Here is a 16,462-nt window from a genome sequence, read left to right as displayed (position 1 = left end):
TCCGCCGGGCGGCCGCTGTCAGGCCGCCCGGCGGAACGTGCGCCGGTAGGCCGACGGCGTCACGCCGAGCGCCGCGTGCACGTGCGCGCGCAGCGACTGCGCGGTGCCGAAGCCGCAGCGCCGGGCGACCTGCTCGACCGGCAGCACCGTGCTCTCCAGCAGGGTGCGGGCGTGCTCGACACGTTGGCGCGTGAGCCACTGGGCGGGGCTCTCGCCGGTCTCGTCCCGGAACCTGCGCGTGAAGGTGCGCACCGACATCGCGGCGTGCCGGGCCATCGCGGCCAGCGTCAGCGGCTCGTCGAGCCGGTCCAGCGCCCAGGCCCGCGTGGCGGCCGTGCCCGCGCCGCGGGCCTGGGCGGCGTCCGCCCCCGGTCCGGCGACGCGCCCGGCGACCACCGGGCGCCTGATGTACTGCGCCTGACCGCCGTCCCGGTGGGGCGGCACCACGGTGCGGCGCGCGACGTCCTGCGCGACTGCCGTGCCGTGGTCCCGGCGCACGACGTGCAGGCACAGGTCGACGCCGGAGGCCACGCCGGCGGAGGTCAGCACGTCGCCGTCGTCGGTGTACAGGACGTCCGGGTCGAGCTCCACGCGCGGGTAGAGCCGCCGGAAGCGGTCGCTCTCCGACCAGTGGGTGGTGGCGGGGCGGCCGTCGAGCAGGCCCGCGGCGGCGAGCACGAACGCCCCCGTGCAGATCGACATGAGCCGGGCGCCCGGCCGGATCCGGGCGAGCGCCGCGGCGAGCTCGGGTTCGAGCCGCGGGTCACCGCCGGCCGGGTCCGTGCCGTCGGGCCCGGAGGTGTGCGACGCCGGCACCACCACCGTGTCCGCCGTCTCCAGGACCTCGGGCCCGTGCTCCACCTGGACCAGCACGTCGGAGTCCGACCGCACCAGGCCCGGGCCACCGGGTGTGCAGGTCACCACCTCGTACAGGGGCCGGAGCTCGGCGTCGCGCGCGATGCCGAAGATGCGGTGCGGGATGCCGAGCTCGAACGGGATGAAGCCGGGCCGGATCAGGACGGCGACGCGGTGCCTGCGCGGCATGTGCTGGGCCATACTCCGATCATATGGCCCGAACCTAGCGTTGTGTGTCCTGCGGGCCACTGGCCCGCGCCCGCGCGCCCCAGCATGCTGATGCCGTGACCCAGACAGACGTCCCCGTGCCGGCGGGCCAGAACGCACCGCAGAGCCCCGGCCAGGCTGCGCCGCGTCGGACGCCACGCATCCACCCCGCCTGGTGGGTGGCCCTGGTCAGCTTCGTCACCGTGATGTGCGCCGCGGCGTTCACCGCCGCACCCGGCCTGTTCGTGGACCCGCTCAACGCCGAGCTCGGCTGGTCGCGCGCCACCATCGGCTTCGCCGTCGGCCTGCAGTCCGTGCTGTACGGGCTCACGGCGCCGTTCGCCGCCTCCCTGATGGACCGGTTCGGCATGCGCCCGGTCGTCAGCATCGCCCTCGTGGTGATCACGGGCGGCGCCCTGTCGACGGTGTGGATGTCGGAGCCCTGGCAGTTCGTGCTCGGCTGGGGGCTCCTGGTCGGAGTGGGCAGCGGCAGCATGGCGCTCGCGTTCACCGCCACCGTGACGGGACGCTGGTTCGTGGCGCGGCGCGGACTGGTCAGCGGTGTGCTGACGGCGGCCACGGCGTCGGGCCAGCTCGTCTTCCTGCCCCTGCTCGCGTGGATCGTGGAGAACCAGGGCTGGCGCCCGGCGTCGGTCACGGTGGCCATCGCGTCGCTCGTGGCCATCCCGCTCGTCCTGTTCCTGCTGCGCGACCACCCCGCCGACATGGGCCTGGCGCCCTACGGCGGCACGTACGCGCCCAAGCCCGCGCCGACGCGCGGCGCGGCCCGGCGCGCCGTCACCGCCCTGTTCGACGCCGCCCGCACCGGCCCGTTCTGGCTGCTCGCCGGGGCGTTCGCGATCTGCGGCGCCACGACGAACGGGCTGGTCCGCACCCACTTCGTGCCCGGCGCGCACGACCACGGCATGCCGATCACCGTCGCCGCGAGCCTGCTCGCCGTGATCGGGGTGGTCGACGTGATCGGCACCATCGGGTCCGGCTGGCTCACCGACCGGTTCTCGCCGCGCGTGCTGCTCGGCGTCTACTACACGCTGCGCGGTGTCTCCCTGCTGTTCCTGCCGTCCCTCATGGGCCCGGAGGTGGAGATGCCGATGCTGTTCTTCATCGTGTTCTACGGGCTGGACTGGGTGGCGACCGTGCCGCCGACCCTCGCGCTGTGCCGCGAGTTCTACGGCGAGGACGCGCCGATCGTGTTCGGCTGGGTGCTCGCGTCGCACCAGGTCGGCGCCGGCGTGGTGGCCTTCGCGGGCGGCCTGGTCCGGGACATGACGGGCTCGTACGACGCCGTCTGGTACGGCGCGGGAGCGCTGTGCGCGGGGGCCGCGCTCATGTCGCTGGTGATCCGCCGCGTCCGCCAGGCATCCCCGGAGGTGTCAGCCGCGTGAGTGACCCGTGCGCGTGACTCGTCGGTGGTCCGGCCGTCCTGCGGACGGCCGGGGCGCGCGTCGCGGGGCGGTCGTATTCTCCGGACCATGAGCACTGCCCCGCACACGCCCGCCGCCGGCCTCTCGCCCGCCACCGTCGTCGTCTCCGCCGGGCGCCCGGCCCGTGAGCAGGGCGGGCACATCAACCCGTCCGTGCCGCTGAACTCGACGTACGTCTCCCGCGGCGTCGTCACCCAGGACGAGCTGTCGTACGCGCGCGGGGACAACGACGCCTGGCACCCGTTCGAGGAGGCGCTCGGCGCGCTGGAGGGCGGCGGCGAGGCGGGCGGCGGCGAGGCGGGCGGCGGCGCGGCCGCTCCCGCGACGGCGATACTGTTCTCGTCCGGGATGGCGGCGATCGCCGCCGCGTTCTCGCTGGTGCCGGACGGCGGCACGCTCGTGCTGCCGCGGCACGCCTACCAGGCGGGCATGGTGCTTGCGCGCCAGATCTCCGAGCGGCACGGCGTGACCCTGCGGTACGTCGACATCGCGGACACGGACGCCGTGGTCGGGGCCCTGGACGGCGCCGACCTGCTGCTCGTCGAGTCGCCCACCAACCCGATGCTGGAGGTCGCGGACCTGCCCGCCGTGCTGGGTGCCGCCCGAGCCGCCGGCGTGCGCTCGGTGGTCGACAACACGTTCGCGACGCCGCTGGGCCAGCGCCCGCTGGAGCACGGCGCCGACGTGGTGCTGCACTCGGTCACCAAGTACCTGGCCGGCCACTCCGACGTCGTCCTGGGTGCGCTCGTGACGCGTGACGCCGCCCTGGCCGCCACCCTGCGCGAGCACCGCACGCTGCACGGCGCGATCGCCGGGCCGTTCGAGACCTGGCTCGCCCTGCGCGGGCTGCGCACGCTGGCGCTCCGGTTCGAGCGGGCTCAGGCGAGCGCGGCCGAGCTGGCCCGGCGCCTCGCGGAGCACCCAGAGGTGGCCGAGGTGCGGCACCCCTCGCTGCCCGGCGACCCGGGGCACGAGCGCGCGAAGGCGCAGATGAACGGGTTCGGCGCGATCATCGGCATCCGGCCCCGGCTCCGGCCCGGTGCGGGGGGTGCCGAGGCCGCCGGGACGGGACCGGCCGCCGTCGAGCGGGCCGACGCCGTCGTCGACGCCGTCCGCCTGTGGCTGCCCGCCACCTCGCTGGGCGGCGTGGAGTCGATGCTGGAGCGCCGCCGCCGCTGGGGCACCGAGGCGCACACCGTCCCGGAGGACCTGCTGCGCCTGTCGGTCGGCATCGAGGACGTGGAAGACCTCTGGGCGGACCTGGACGCGGCGCTCCGCGCCTGACCCGCCGTCGTCGGCGTGTCGAGTCAGGCGGATGGTCGGACCACCCCGCTGACTCGGCGATGTCGGTTTGTCGAGTCAGCCGGCTGGTCGGACCAACCCGCTGACTCGGCACGCCGACCTCGGTGAGTCAGCGGGTTGGGTCACTCCAGGGGGCCCAGGAGGGACTGGGCCACCGTGGCGTGGGCGGCGTCGTCGCTGGACGGGTGGAAGATGCCCGCCAGCACGTCCCGGTACAGGCGGCCGAGCTCGGACCCGTTGAAGTACGTGGAGCCGCCGGACACCCGCACCGCCTGGTCGACGATCTCGCGGGCCGCCTCGGTGACGCGCACCTTGAGCCCGGCGGTGGCCCGGAACCAGCCCGCGCCGCGGTCGAGCGTGGGGTCCGCCGCCGACGCGTCGAGGTCGCGGGTGATCCCGTCGATCTGGAGCCAGACGCTGTCCTGGGCGAGGGCCATGTCGGCGATGCGGCGGCGGACGTCGGGGTCCTGCGCGTAGGCCTTGCCGGTCTTCATCGACGTGCGCTTGTTCACGGCCTCGACCGCGAGCTCCAGCGCCCGGTCGGCGATCCCCGCGTACACCGACGCCAGCAGCACCTCGAACGACGTGAAGATGCCCAGCACGTACGGGTCCAGCGAGGGGCCCGGCGGCAGCAGGCGCAGCACGCGGTCGGCGGGCGCGTGGGCGCCGTCGAGCAGCGTGGAGCGCGACTGGGAGGCGCGCATGCCGAGGGTGTCCCAGTCGTCGAGGATCTCGAACCCGCCGCCGTCGCGCGTGATGAAGGCGTGCACCAGTCGTGGTGCGCCGTTCCTGCCGTGGCGCAGCACGCCGGACTTCTCGAGGCCGAGCACGCCCAGCCGCGTCCAGGCGGGGGAGTTGGACGTGAAGATCTTCCGGCCGTGGAACGTGTACCCGCCCGAGCCGTCGGGCCGGGCCTCCGTGCGCGAGCCGAGCAGCACCAGGTCGTTGCCGGGCTCGGAGTAGCCGAACCCGAACACCTCGCCCGACGCCGCCTCCCGCAGCAGCCAGTCCAGCGACGAGTCGCCGCGCTCGTGCAGATAGCGGCCCACGCCGACCCAGACGTGGTGCATGTTCACGGCCAGCGCCGTCGCCGGCGCGTGCGCGGCCAGGCGCGCCTGCTCGTGGGCGGTCTCACGCAGCGTGAGCCCGCCCCCGCCGAAGGCCGTGGGGACCATCGCGCCGAGGTAGCCGGACGCCTGGAGGTCGGCCAGGTCCTCGGCGAAGAAGGCGTTGTCCCGGTCGTAGTCGGCGGCACGTTCGCGAATGTCGGCAAGCAGCTCGCCGGACAGGAGATCGGTCACGTCACGAGGCTAACCCTGGGAGGGGCCGGGGTGGTGCTGGTTTTCGGCTGGTTGTCCGGTGAGTATTGCCGCAGGGTGAATTGTACCGAGAACGGTGGGTTGCAGCCGGCGGGCGCGCACGGCCGCGTAGAGCTCGGCGGCGGCCCGCGGGTCGTTGACGTCGCGGCCGGTCAGGTCCGCGACGCGCGCCAGCCGGTTCAGCACCGTGTTGCGGTGGCAGTGCAGCGCCGCGGCGGCCCGGGTGCCCGACCCGCCGTGCTCGAACCACGCCTCGACGGTGGCCAGGAGCAGCTCCTCGTCCCGGGGGTCGCGCTCGCGGAGCCCGCCGAGGACGGCGAGGGCGAGCTCGCCGGCGCGTCCGTCGTCGGCGGCCAGCAGCGCGTCCAGCGGGCGGTCGCCGAAGCACGAGAGCCCGGCCTGCCCGGGGGACAGCGACCGCACCGCGGTGCGGGCCTGGGCGAGGGCGGCGGGCGCATCGGCGAGGTGGGTGAACGGGCGGCTCGCGCCGGTCCGGGTGCCCGCGGCGAGACCGGTCAGCGCCTCCTGGGCGTCCGGGGAGGTGGGGGCGGCCACGAGCGTGAGCCGGTCGCCCTCGTGGATCAGCCAGCGCGTGGTCACCCGGGCGGCGTCGGACGCCGGGAGGTCCGGCCGGGCCGCCGCGCCGGACCTCGAACCCGGCACCCCGCCCGACGCCGGTCCCTGCGCCGTGACCGCGACCACCAGCATCACGTCCGCGGGCAGCCCGAGGGCGCGCCGCGCGGTCTCCAGGTCCTGGACGGCCCCGGTCAGGATGCCGCGCAGGAGCTCGGTGCGGGCCATGCTCTCGCCGAAGCCCGCCGCGGCCTCCAGGTGGCTCCGCACCGCGACGTTCGACGAGCGGTCGATCGCGGACCAGACCCGCGAGGACGCGCGCAGCAGGGCGCCGGTGTCGGACTGGTGCCGCAGCCGCCGCGCGAGCTCCTCCCAGATGCGCAGCCCGGCGAGCCGGTAGGCGTCCTGGAGCAGGTCGAGCTGGATACCCTCGGCGGCCGTGACCCGGCCGGTCTCCCGGGCGGGCGCGAGCGACGAGGTCTCACCGGCGAGGGCGGTGAGGATCTCCGCGACGTTCGCCCGGACCAGCGGCTGGACGACGGCGGCGGGGAGCCGGGTCTCGCTGTACACGGGCTCGGCGTGCAGGATGCCGTCGGCCACCTGCTCGCTCAGCAGATCCAGCGCATCGCGGAGGTCATGACGCCCAGTCGCGGCGATGTCCGACATGCCTGGCAGCCTAGTCGCGGCGTCCCGGTTGTGCATCGAAGGTCGAAATGTAAAGACGCGACGGGGTCTCGCCCTGGACCGGCTCCGACCCCTAGGCTATTGGAGCGCCGGTCAGCGAGGCCCGGCCCGGCGGTCGAGCTGGACAGAGTGCGGTCGAAGGAGACAGCGGATGAGCGTGACGGACGCGCAGGCCACCACCGAGCGCGAGCTCGACCAGGCGGTCGACGAGCTCAAGGTCGGCGCGGAGCGGTGGGCGCAGCTGCCCGTCGCCGACCGGGCGGCGCTGTTCCGGCGGGTCCATGCCGCGGTCGTCGAGGTCGCGCACGAGTGGGCGACCACGGCGGCCAGGGCGAAGAACATCGACCCCTCCGCGCCGTACGCGGGCGAGGAGTGGATGACCGGACCGTACGGGGCGCTGGAGAGCGCGGCCGCGTACGCGCGGTCCTACGAGGCGCTCGCCGCGGGCCGGTCGCCGGCCGAGGGCCTCCGGGTCGGCACGGCCCCGGGCGGCCGCGTGGCGGTCAAGGTGCTCCCGCGCAGCGCCCAGGAGTGGGTGCTGTTCAACGGCTTCCGGGCCGAGGTGTGGATGCCGCCGGGTGTGGGCGAGCACCAGGTGCGTACCGAGGCGGGCCTGGGCGCCGGGAAGGTCGGCGAGTACGGCGGGGTCGGGCTCGTGCTGGGTGCCGGCAACATCTCGTCGATCGCCCCGCTGGACGCGTTCTACGAGCTCGTGGCGCACAACCGCGCCTCCATCGTGAAGCTCAACCCCACCTTCGGCGCGCTGCTCGACGTGTACCGCCGGGCGCTCGCCCCCCTGATCGAGGTCGGCGCGGTCCGGGTCGTCACGGGTGACGGCGCCGTCGGGGCCTACCTGACGCGGCACCCCGGCATCGACAAGGTGCACATCACCGGCTCCGCCGCGACGCACGACGCGATCGTGTGGGGCACGGGCGAGGAGGCCGAGCTGCGCCGGGCGGCCGACGACCCCCGGCTCACGGTGCCGATCACGAGCGAGCTGGGCGGCGTCGCGCCGATGATCGTGGTGCCCGGGCGGTGGAGCGCCGCCGACCTGCGGTTCCAGGCCGAGCACCTGGTCTCGATGCGGCTGCACAACGCGGGCCACAACTGCATCGCGGGCCAGCTCGTGGTGCTGTCGGCGGACTGGCCGCAGAAGGACGACTTCCTCGCCGAGCTGCGCGCCGCGCTCGCGCGGATGCCCGCCCGCGACCCCTGGTACCCCGGCACGGCGGCCAAGGTCGCCCGGGCCGACGACACGCACCCGGACGCCGAGCACCTGGCCGGCCGGATCCTCATGGAGGTGACCGCGGGCGACCCGGCGTGCTCCGACGAGTACTTCGCGCCCGTGCTGGCCTGGACGCAGCTCCCGGGCACCGGCGCCGAGTTCCTGCGTGCCGCCGTCGGCTTCGCCAACGACTCCCTGTACGGCACCCTGGGCGCGAACGTGGTGGTGCGGCCGCAGGACCGCCGGGCGATGGGGGCCGCGTTCGACGACGCGATCGCCGACCTGCGCTACGGCACCGTCGCGATCAACGCGTGGACCGGCGTCGGCTTCCTGCTGCCCGGCGCGACGTGGGGTGCGTTCCCGGGGCACACGGTGGCCGACATCGGTTCGGGGATCGACGTGGTGCACAACGGGAACCTGCTGTCCGGACCCGAGCGGACCGTGGTGACCGGGCCGTTCCGCCCGTTCCCGCGCAGCGTGCTGCACGGTGAGTTCTCGCTCTTTCCGAAGCCGCCGTGGTTCAGTGGTTCCCGGAGCGTGACGGACACGGGCCGGCAGCTGACCCGCTACGCGGCGGCGCCGTCGTGGGGGCGGCTGGTGCCGGTCCTGCTCGCGGCGTTCCGTGCCTGACGGCGCCGGCTGACATCACGTCCTGACGCCGCACCGGCCGGACCAACGGGGGTCCGGCCACCGAACCGAGGGAGACCGACCATGGTGATCCGCAGCCCGCTGCCCGACGTGGAGATCCCGTCCGTCAGCGTGTACGAGTACCTGTTCGGCACGATCACGGACGCGGAGCTGGAGCGCGTGGCGGTGGTCGACGGCGTCAGCGGGGCGGCCACGACGTTCCGCGCGCTGCGGGACCAGATCGACGCGGTGGCGGGAGCCGTGGCAGCGCGGGGGTTCGGGGTGGGCGACGTCGTCGCCCTGCACGCGCCGAACGTCCCCGCCTACGTGACGGTGTTCCACGGCCTGCTGCGCGCCGGGGTCACCGTGACCACCGTGAACGCGCTGTCCAGCGCGTCGGAGATCACCAAGCAGCTCGCCGACTCCGGTGCTCGGCTCATGATCACCGTCTCGGCGCTGCTCGCCGCGGGGGAGGCCGGGGCCAGGGACGCCGGCCTCGAGGACGACCAGATCGTGGTGCTCGACGGGGCCGAGGGCCGCACGTCCCTCGCCGACCTCCTGGCCGACCCGCGCCCGGCCCCCGACGTGACGTTCGACCCGGCGACCCACCTCGCGGTGCTGCCGTACTCGTCGGGCACGACGGGCCGCCCCAAGGGTGTGATGCTCACGCACACCAACCTCGTGGCGAACGTGGCGCAGTCCATGGCGATCGGCGTGGGGTCCGACGACGTGGTGCCGTGCGTCCTGCCGTTCTTCCACATCTACGGCATGACGGTGCTGCTCAACCTGGCCCTGCGCACCCGCGCCCGGCTCGTGACGCTGCCCCGGTTCGACCTGGCCCAGTACCTGGGCGTGATCCAGGAGCACCGGGCGACCTTCCTGTTCGTGGCGCCGCCCATCGCGCTCGCGCTGGCGAAGCACCCGCTGGTGGACTCCTACGACGTGACCAGCGTCCGGGCCGTGCTCTCGGGGGCGGCGCCGTTCGGCGAGAGCCTCGCGGGCGCCGTGCGCGACCGGCTCGGCGAGCACGTGCGCGTGCTGCAGGGCTACGGCATGACCGAGATGTCGCCGGTCTCGCACTGCATCCCGTTCGACCGCGCGGACATCCCGTCCGGCTCGGTGGGGCTGCTGGTGGCGGGCATGGAGGCCAGGATCGTCGACCCGGCGACGGGCGCGGAGATCGAGCAGCCCGCCGAGGGCGTCTCCGGTCCCGGCGAGCTGCTGTGCCGCGGGCCGAACGTGATGGTCGGCTACCTGGGCAACCCCGAGGCGACGGCGGCCACGCTGGAGCCCGACGGGTTCATGCACACGGGCGACATCGTCACGGTCGACGCCGGCGGCGTGTTCCAGGTCGTGGACCGCCTCAAGGAGCTCATCAAGTACAAGGGCTACCAGGTGCCGCCCGCGGAGCTGGAGGCGCTGCTGCTCTCCCACCCGCAGATCGCGGACGCCGCCGTGATCGGGCTGCCCGACGAGGAGGCCGGCGAGATCCCCAAGGCGTTCGTCGTGCCGGTGGCCGGGGCGTCGCTGACCGAGGCCGAGGTCATCGCCTTCGTCGCCGGGCACGTGGCCCCGTACAAGAAGGTGCGCTCGGTCGAGTTCATCGAGGCGGTGCCGAAGTCGGCGTCCGGCAAGATCCTGCGCAAGGACCTGCGGGCGACGGCGGGGTAGCGGCGATGACGAACTCCCCGCGCCGGGGCAGGATGCTCGGCGCGCTCGTCCCCGGGAGCCAGCGGCGAGCCCTGCCCGAGGTGGCCGACCGGCTCGACCTCGACAGCGGCGAGACCCGCGCCAAGCGGTCCGCCTTCTGGGCGATGCTGGTGCTGTCGGGGGTGATCGCGGTGTCCGGCGTCGCGACGGACTCGACGGCCACCGTCATCGGCGCCATGATCATCGCGCCCCTGTCGACACCGATCCTCGGGATCGGGCTCGGCATCGTCACCGGGGAGCGTCGCCGGATCGCGCGGTCCGTCGCCTACGTGCTCGGGGGCATGGTCGTCGTCGTCGCGCTCGGCCTGCTCGCGGCCCTCGCCCTGCCCGCCACGTCGGACGTCGTGTCCAACTCACAGGTCACGGGGCGCACGTCGCCGGGGCTGGGGGACCTCGTCGCGGCCTTCGCCACGGGGTTCGCGGGGGCGATCGCGCTCGCACGCCGGGACCTCGCCGACGTCCTGCCGGGCATCGCCATCGCCATCTCGCTCGTCCCGCCGCTGGGCGTGGTGGGCGTGTGCCTCGGCCAGGGTCAGCCGTCGCTCGCGCTGGGTGCGCTGCTGCTGTTCGTCTCGAACGCCGTGGCCCTCGTCATCGCGGCGACCGTGGTCTTCTCGGGTGTCGGGTACCTCCAGGACGCGCGCGCCGCGCGGCAGGGCGCGCCCGTTCCGCGGCGGCGCAGGGCGGTGCTCGTCGCGCTCGTCGCGGTGCTGGTCGTGGCCGTCCCGATGGTGGCGAACTCGCTGCAGGCCGCGCTCGCGGAGCTCTGGCTGAGCCAGGCCCGCTCGGCCGCGCAGGAGTGGGTGGGCACCGGGAACGACGCCACCGTGGAGGACGTCACCTGGCAGGGCCAGGACCTTGTCGTCGAGGTGCGCAGCCCGGATGCCGTGCCCGACGTCGCTCCGCTGCAGGACCAGGTGGACGCGATCGTCCCCTGGCAGCCGGAGGTGGTCGTGCTGCACACGGTGGGCGAGCGGGTCGAGAGCACGGGCTGAGACCGAGCCGGCCGGGTACGGGGCGTCCGGTGGCGGCGGCGTTCGGGTAGGGTCGGGCGCGATGTCGCACCACACTCCTGAACCAGCCTCCGCCGGGGATTCGACGAACCTCGTGCCGACGCCGGGCGCTGCCCGCAAGACCCGCGTCGTGATCCTGTTCGGCGGCCGCTCCGGCGAGCACGGGATCTCCGTCGCCACGGCCGGTGGCGTCATGGGCGCGATCGACCGCTCGAAGTACGAGGTGGTGCCCGTCGGCATCACCCCGAACGGGCAGTGGGTCATCGCGGCGGACGAGCCCGAGCGCTGGGCGATCACCGACGGCCAGGCGGCCGAGGTGCCGGCGTCCGACGCCGAGGTGGTGCTCCCGCTGACCGTGGGCGACTCGTCGCTCCGCGTGCTGGAGCCGGGCCAGGTCCCGTCCGCCCTGGCGGACGTCGACGTGGTGTTCCCGCTGCTGCACGGGCCGTACGGCGAGGACGGGACCGTCCAGGGCCTCCTGGAGCTCGCCGACGCGCGGTACGTCGGGTCCGGGGTGCTGGCGTCCGCCGTCGGCATGGACAAGCACTTCATGAAGATGGTGCTCGCCGGCCACGGCCTGCCGATCGGCAGGTACGCCGTGATCAAGCCGGGGGACTGGGACTACCGCCGGGACGTCGTGCTGCGGACGATCGAGCCCCTGGGTCTGCCCCTGTTCGTCAAGCCTGCCCGCGCGGGCTCGTCGCTCGGCGTCTCCCGCGTGGACTCGCTGGACGAGCTGGACGCCGCCGTCGCCGAGGCGCGCCGCCACGACCCCAAGGTGATCGTCGAGGCCGGCATCGTCGGCCGGGAGATCGAGTGCGCGGTGCTCGGCGGCCGCGGCGGGGAGCGCCCGCGGGCGTCCCTGCCGGGCGAGATCGTGGTCACGGACGAGACCAAGAACGGCTTCTACGACTACGAGGCCAAGTACTTCGACGAGTCCGCGGTGCAGCTGACCTGCCCGGCCGACCTGCCGGACCACGTCATCAAGGAGGTCCAGGAGATCGCCGTGCGGACCTTCGAGGCCGTGGGCGCCGAGGGTCTCTCCCGCGTGGACGTGTTCGTCACGCCCGACGACGAGGTGGTCGTCAACGAGATCAACACCATGCCGGGCTTCACGCCGTTCTCGATGTACCCGCGCATGTGGGACGCGTCCGGGGTGCCCTATCCGGAGCTGATCGACGAGCTGATCCAGCTCGCCCTCGAACGGCCCACCGGCCTCCGCTGATCGCCTGTACTCTGCCTCTGACCAGGGCCGGGACCGTCCGGCTGGTGGTGCATGAGGAGGCAGGATGCTGGGCGAACCCCGCTACAGCTACGCGGTGCGCGACGTGCGGGTGGCGAACGGGGTGCTCAGCATCGGGCTGACCTCCTTCGCCCTCGGCAACGTGATGCGGGTCGAGGTGATCGGCGTGGCCAAGCCGCAGCCCATCGGGGCCTGGGCCAACCAGGTGGCCTACCCGTTCTGCATCGCCGCGGTGGTCCTGCTGCTGCTCCGCATGGCCGGGGCCGACGACGTCCCGTGGGAGGCCGCCTTCGCCACGGCCTGCGCGGGACTCGCGTGGCCCGCGACCCGCGCGTGGCAGCGCACCGGGCTCTGGAAGCCGATCTGGAAGTACCCGGTGTTCGCCCTGCAGATGGTCACGGCCTCCCAGCACGTGCACCGGATCTGCGCGCACGACGCCCGGCACCTCGCCGCGCTGGCCGAGCTGGTGGGCGCGGCCATGAAGGACCCGTCGATCTCCTACCACGGGAGCATCCAGCTCATCTCGAACGCAGACTCGCTGCACACGCTGGAGGCGGGGCGGGACTCGATGGTGCGCTGAGCCGGTCCGGGTCTCAGCGGGCGGTGTTCAGCGCACGGTGGGGTGCGGGTCCAGGCCGAACCGCACCAGCAGGGAGGACACCAGGTCCTCGTGCAGCGCCACGTGGTCGCCGAACGCGAACTCCTGGTGCCCGTACACGGCCATGCACTGCAGGCCGTAGACCTGCCGCCAGCTCGTCACCATGAGGTGGGCGATGCCGAGCGGCAGGTCCTGGCCGCCCACGGCGTCGCGGTACCGGCGCACCTGCTCGGCCAGCTCGGGGTCGAGCTCGTCGTCGGCCGGGCGGGGGATGCCGGAGGCGGCCAGCTCGCGGAACAGCGGCACGTAGTGGCCGCCGATCATCTCCGCCATGCGGCGCTGGAGGTCGTGGCTCTCGGGCAGCTCCGAGCTGATGCCCGAGCCGATGACCAGGTCGAACTCCGCCGGGTTCCGGACCGCCCAGTCCAGGGAGGCGCGGGTCGAGGCGACCAGCGCCGCGGCGACGTCGCCGGGCTCCTGCCGGGCGACGGCGGCGCCGAGCGTGGCCAGCACCTCCTCGACGATCAGCTCGCAGAGCTGAGCGATGACGTCCTGCCGGTTCTCGAAGTGCCGGTACAGCGCGGGCGGCGTGACGCCGACCTCCTTGGCGATCGCGGCCATCGTGAGCTTGCTCAGGCCGTGCTGCCCGGCGATCTGGTGGCGGGCCGCGTCGAGCACCTCGCGGTGCAGCTCGTCACGCAGGCGCTCCCGCCGGGACTGGACGGGCGGGTCCGCATCGACGGTCGCCGGCTGCCCCGTGGCGGGTCGTTCTGTCACGGCAGGGCTCACTGACACTCCTTCGTGGCAGGTACCTGGGTCACGGCATCGGCGAGGTCGGCGATGAACGACGTCGAGTGGTCGTCCGTGACCGCGGGCGGGACGATCACCTCGACCGCGGGGTCGCGGCCGTAGGTGACGAACGACCAGGTGCCCTGGTCGTCGGTCGTGACGATCCAGTCGACGGTGGTCCCGTCGCCCGAGTCCACGTGCTGGCAGTCCCCGGACGGGCCGAGCTGCTCCACGCCGCAGCGCATCGTGACGGCGCCGCCCGGCTCGCCCCAGGCCGCCGTGGCCTGGGCGTCGGTCGGCACCTTGGGCAGGTCCTCGCCGAGCTCGTCGGGCACGGCGAGCAGCACCTCCGCGCACAGCGGGTCGGCGGCGTCGGGCGCGACCTCCACCCCGATCGTCCGCGCGCAGCCGCCCAGAGCCACGGCGGTGAGGGCCGCGGCGGCCAGCACGGCGACGGTCCGGGGGGTGACGATTCGGGCGGGAAGCACGGAGATACGTTACCCGTCCGGGGAGCGTGCCCGCCCCGGCGCCCGCCCGGGGCTCGTGACCGTACGGCCCGCGCGCAGGGTCCGGCACCGCTGCGGCCCGCGCGCGCCGGGCCGGATGCCGCGCCGGAGCGGGGCGGCACCTTAAGGTCTTCCAGTGACCCGCGTCCGTGACCTCTCCGAGGAGCAGATCCTCGAACGCATCGTCCCCCTGCTGCCCCGGGGGAGCGCAACGCTGCTCGGCCCGGGCGACGACGCCGCCGTGCTCGCCGCCCCCGACGGGCGGTTCGTGGTCTCGACCGACGTGCTCGTCGAGGACCGCCACTTCCGCGCGCGCTGGTCCACCGGGTACGACGTCGGACGGCGCGCCGCGGCGCAGAACCTCGCCGACATCGCGGCGATGGGGGCCCGGCCGACGGCGCTGGTCACGTCCCTCGTGGTGCCCGGCGACACCGACGTGGAGTGGGTCACGGGGCTGGCCCGGGGACTGGCCGACGGCTGCGCGCCGGCCGGTGCGGGCGCCGTGGGCGGCGACCTGTCCGGCGGCCCCTGCCTGGTCGTGAGCGTCACCGTGCACGGTGACCTGGAAGGACGTGCCCCGGTGCTCCGGTCGGGCGCGCGGTCGGGCGACGTCGTCGCGCACGCGGGGGTGCGCGGGTGGTCGGCCGCCGGACTGGCGCTGCTGGAGGCGGGCCTGGTGCGGGCGCCGCTGTCCCCGGTGCCGCTGGAGGTCAGCGAGGGCGTGGTGCTCGAGGACGCCTGGGAGCGGCTGGTGTCCGCGCACCTGCGGCCCGAGCCGCCGCTCGCCGCGGGTGTCGCGGCCGCCGAGGCGGGGGCGACGGCGATGCTCGACCTGTCCGACGGGCTGCTCCGCGACGCGGGGCGGCTCGCCGTCGCGAGCGGTGTGCGGATCGACTTCGATGCCGGGGCGTTCGCCGCCGACCGCGAGGAGCTGCGCTCGGCCGCGCGGGCGGTCGCCGCGGCGTCGGGCCTGGGCGACCCCGGGTGGGGCCCCGGCCGGTCCGACGTCGACGGTGTGCTCGACGGCTGGATCTGGGGCGGGGGAGAGGACCACGGGCTGCTCGCCACGTTCCCCGCGGACGTGCCGCTGCCGGCGGGCTGGACCGCCGTCGGGCTGGTGCGGGAGCCGGGCGAGGGGCCGGCCGTCACCATCGGCGGCGCGGAGCCCGACGTCGGGCCGGGCTGGGACCACTTCCGGGCATGAGGCTGCCGCGGTCGTGAGGTCGGCACATCCCCCGCGGGTTCGGCAGCTGGCACCGAGATCGGCACAGCCCTGGACCGATCTCGGTGCGAACTGCCGAATCTGCGGTGCGAACTGCCGAATCTGCGGTGCGAACTGCCGAACCTGCCCGTGGGTCAGCGCCTGCGGAACCGGAGCTGCGTGAGCGGCTGGCCGCCGATCTCGTCGATGCGCTCGGTGCCGTCGTGCTGGAACCCGTGCCGCCGGTAGAAGTGCTGGGCGCGCTCGTTGCCCTCCAGGATCCAGAGCGTCACGGAGCCCGAGTCCAGCCCGTCGAGCACGGTGCGCATGAGGTCGCGCGCGACGCCGCTGCCCCAGGCACGGGGATGCAGGTAGATGGCGTAGATCTCCAGGTCGCCGGGTTCGGCGTCCTCGTCGCGGCACGGACCCACGCTGGTGAACCCGATGGTTCCGCTCTCGTCCTCGGCGACGAGCACCGTCGTATCTCGCGCGGTCACGGCCGCCGTCCACTGCCCGGCACGGTCGGTGATGTCGAGCGAGGCCAGGTACGAGTCGGGCAGGATCTCAGAGTAAGCACCACGCCAAGAGGCGATGTCGACACGAGCGATTGCTTGAGCGTCGGTCGTCGTTGCTGGGCGGATGGTCACGTCTTCCGGTGCCATCATGACCTTACCTTTTCACCGTGCGGTGTTGGGCGCAACCACTTCTTTGGCCCCAGATGAAGGTTCTGGAACGCCGAAAACGCCCGCCGGGCGAACCGGCGAGCGTCTTCGTCAAGCTTGTGCGGGTCGCGTCAGCGACCCGGCTGCGGCAGCGTCAGGCCGAGACCTTGCGCGTGACCTTGCCGGCCTTGAGGCAGGAGGTGCACACGTTGACGCGCTTGGGAGTGCCGCCCACGATCGCGCGGACGCGCTGGATGTTCGGGTTCCAGCGGCGCTTGGTGCGGATGTGGGAGTGCGAAACGCTGTGCCCGAAGCCCGGGCCCTTGCCGCAGACGTCGCAGTTGGCAGCCACGGTGTCTCCTGAATGTCGTGCACGCCTGTGCATAACGACAGCACGACGTGATGGTGGTCTAAAGGGAACGCCTGGAGACTTCGGAGCAATCAACGCTTCTTGGCGTTCCAGGCAACTTCGACAGAGTACCTGATGGCAGGCCGCGCCCTCA

The 16,462-nt window shown here is 74.0% G+C and carries 15 protein-coding genes; 8 read left to right on the top strand and 7 right to left on the bottom strand.

The window, feature by feature from the left end:
- Window positions 1-18 precede the first annotated feature (18 nt).
- Window positions 19-1,056, bottom strand: coding sequence for a helix-turn-helix domain-containing protein (locus AB0I29_RS14630; RefSeq protein WP_357482457.1), 1,038 nt, complete (start codon window positions 1,054-1,056; stop codon window positions 19-21).
- Between the two features lie 83 nt (window positions 1,057-1,139).
- On the opposite strand from AB0I29_RS14630, the gene AB0I29_RS14625 reads away from it, so the two are divergent.
- Both AB0I29_RS14625 and AB0I29_RS14620 read left to right on the top strand, forming a co-directional pair.
- Window positions 1,140-2,468, top strand: a complete 1,329-nt coding sequence (locus AB0I29_RS14625; protein ID WP_357482455.1) for an MFS transporter — start codon at window positions 1,140-1,142, stop codon at window positions 2,466-2,468.
- Between the two features lie 87 nt (window positions 2,469-2,555).
- Window positions 2,556-3,791: a PLP-dependent transferase gene (locus tag AB0I29_RS14620; protein WP_357482453.1), complete on the top strand. Its 1,236-nt coding sequence runs from the start codon at window positions 2,556-2,558 to the stop codon at window positions 3,789-3,791.
- A 140-nt stretch (window positions 3,792-3,931) separates the two neighbouring features.
- Here the strand turns inward: AB0I29_RS14620 and AB0I29_RS14615 are convergent, their stop codons facing one another.
- Together AB0I29_RS14615 and AB0I29_RS14610 are read right to left on the bottom strand one after the other, a co-directional pair.
- Window positions 3,932-5,110, bottom strand: a complete 1,179-nt coding sequence (locus tag AB0I29_RS14615; RefSeq protein WP_357482451.1) for an acyl-CoA dehydrogenase family protein — start codon at window positions 5,108-5,110, stop codon at window positions 3,932-3,934.
- Window positions 5,111-5,119: 9 nt separating this feature from the next.
- Window positions 5,120-6,367 (bottom strand): helix-turn-helix domain-containing protein, encoded by a 1,248-nt coding sequence (locus AB0I29_RS14610; protein WP_285107289.1) that lies wholly within the window; start codon window positions 6,365-6,367, stop codon window positions 5,120-5,122.
- A gap of 169 nt (window positions 6,368-6,536) precedes the next feature.
- Here AB0I29_RS14610 and AB0I29_RS14605 point away from each other — a divergent pair, with 169 nt between their 5' ends.
- The 5 genes from AB0I29_RS14605 to AB0I29_RS14585 all read left to right on the top strand — a co-directional run bounded on the left by AB0I29_RS14605 (window position 6,537) and on the right by AB0I29_RS14585 (window position 12,783).
- Window positions 6,537-8,240 carry an aldehyde dehydrogenase family protein gene (locus tag AB0I29_RS14605; protein WP_357482448.1) on the top strand — a complete coding sequence of 568 codons (1,704 nt, stop codon included), beginning with the start codon at window positions 6,537-6,539 and terminating at the stop codon, window positions 8,238-8,240.
- A gap of 81 nt (window positions 8,241-8,321) precedes the next feature.
- Window positions 8,322-9,908 carry an AMP-binding protein gene (locus AB0I29_RS14600; RefSeq protein ID WP_357482446.1) on the top strand — a complete coding sequence of 529 codons (1,587 nt, stop codon included), beginning with the start codon at window positions 8,322-8,324 and terminating at the stop codon, window positions 9,906-9,908.
- 5 nt (window positions 9,909-9,913) lie between these two features.
- Window positions 9,914-10,942 carry a DUF389 domain-containing protein gene (locus AB0I29_RS14595; protein WP_285107294.1) on the top strand — a complete coding sequence of 343 codons (1,029 nt, stop codon included), beginning with the start codon at window positions 9,914-9,916 and terminating at the stop codon, window positions 10,940-10,942.
- A gap of 61 nt (window positions 10,943-11,003) precedes the next feature.
- Window positions 11,004-12,185 carry a D-alanine--D-alanine ligase family protein gene (locus tag AB0I29_RS14590; protein WP_357482443.1) on the top strand — a complete coding sequence of 394 codons (1,182 nt, stop codon included), beginning with the start codon at window positions 11,004-11,006 and terminating at the stop codon, window positions 12,183-12,185.
- A 64-nt stretch (window positions 12,186-12,249) separates the two neighbouring features.
- On the top strand, window positions 12,250-12,783 hold the full coding sequence (locus AB0I29_RS14585; RefSeq protein ID WP_357482441.1) for a hypothetical protein: 534 nt from the start codon (window positions 12,250-12,252) through the stop codon (window positions 12,781-12,783).
- A 27-nt stretch (window positions 12,784-12,810) separates the two neighbouring features.
- Here AB0I29_RS14585 and AB0I29_RS14580 read toward each other — a convergent pair whose 3' ends face one another.
- Both AB0I29_RS14580 and AB0I29_RS14575 read right to left on the bottom strand, forming a co-directional pair.
- Window positions 12,811-13,590, bottom strand: coding sequence for a TetR/AcrR family transcriptional regulator (locus tag AB0I29_RS14580; RefSeq protein WP_285107298.1), 780 nt, complete (start codon window positions 13,588-13,590; stop codon window positions 12,811-12,813).
- Window positions 13,587-14,078, bottom strand: a complete 492-nt coding sequence (locus AB0I29_RS14575; protein ID WP_285107299.1) for a DUF3515 domain-containing protein — start codon at window positions 14,076-14,078, stop codon at window positions 13,587-13,589. Before AB0I29_RS14575 ends, AB0I29_RS14580 begins: the two co-directional genes overlap by 4 nt.
- A 154-nt stretch (window positions 14,079-14,232) precedes the next feature.
- Between AB0I29_RS14575 and AB0I29_RS14570 the strand changes: the two genes are divergently transcribed.
- Entirely contained in the window at window positions 14,233-15,300 is a 1,068-nt protein-coding gene (locus tag AB0I29_RS14570; RefSeq protein WP_357482438.1) for a thiamine-phosphate kinase, read from the top strand.
- Between the two features lie 152 nt (window positions 15,301-15,452).
- On the opposite strand, the gene AB0I29_RS14565 is transcribed toward AB0I29_RS14570, so the two are convergent.
- Complete coding sequence (locus AB0I29_RS14565; RefSeq protein ID WP_350224601.1) at window positions 15,453-15,962, bottom strand: N-acetyltransferase; 510 nt, start codon at window positions 15,960-15,962, stop codon at window positions 15,453-15,455.
- Window positions 15,963-16,113: 151 nt separating this feature from the next.
- Complete coding sequence (rpmB, locus tag AB0I29_RS14560; RefSeq protein ID WP_119143026.1) at window positions 16,114-16,311, bottom strand: 50S ribosomal protein L28; 198 nt, start codon at window positions 16,309-16,311, stop codon at window positions 16,114-16,116.
- Window positions 16,312-16,462 lie beyond the last annotated feature (151 nt).

The organism is Promicromonospora sp. NPDC050262, from assembly GCF_040655935.1.
GTDB lineage: Bacteria > Actinomycetota > Actinomycetes > Actinomycetales > Cellulomonadaceae > Promicromonospora.
The sequence above is the reverse complement of the archived record's forward strand: the minus strand, read 5'-3'. Positions and strand labels throughout refer to the sequence as shown.

Coding starts and splice junctions, on each gene's coding strand:
- AB0I29_RS14630 (WP_357482457.1), bottom strand. CDS start 1,056: ATGGCCCAGCACATGCCGCGCAGGCACCGCGTCGCCGTCCTGATCCGG.
- AB0I29_RS14620 (WP_357482453.1), top strand. CDS start 2,556: ATGAGCACTGCCCCGCACACGCCCGCCGCCGGCCTCTCGCCCGCCACC.
- AB0I29_RS14610 (WP_285107289.1), bottom strand. CDS start 6,367: ATGTCGGACATCGCCGCGACTGGGCGTCATGACCTCCGCGATGCGCTG.
- AB0I29_RS14605 (WP_357482448.1), top strand. CDS start 6,537: ATGAGCGTGACGGACGCGCAGGCCACCACCGAGCGCGAGCTCGACCAG.
- AB0I29_RS14600 (WP_357482446.1), top strand. CDS start 8,322: ATGGTGATCCGCAGCCCGCTGCCCGACGTGGAGATCCCGTCCGTCAGC.
- AB0I29_RS14595 (WP_285107294.1), top strand. CDS start 9,914: ATGACGAACTCCCCGCGCCGGGGCAGGATGCTCGGCGCGCTCGTCCCC.
- AB0I29_RS14590 (WP_357482443.1), top strand. CDS start 11,004: ATGTCGCACCACACTCCTGAACCAGCCTCCGCCGGGGATTCGACGAAC.
- AB0I29_RS14585 (WP_357482441.1), top strand. CDS start 12,250: ATGCTGGGCGAACCCCGCTACAGCTACGCGGTGCGCGACGTGCGGGTG.
- AB0I29_RS14565 (WP_350224601.1), bottom strand. CDS start 15,962: ATGATGGCACCGGAAGACGTGACCATCCGCCCAGCAACGACGACCGAC.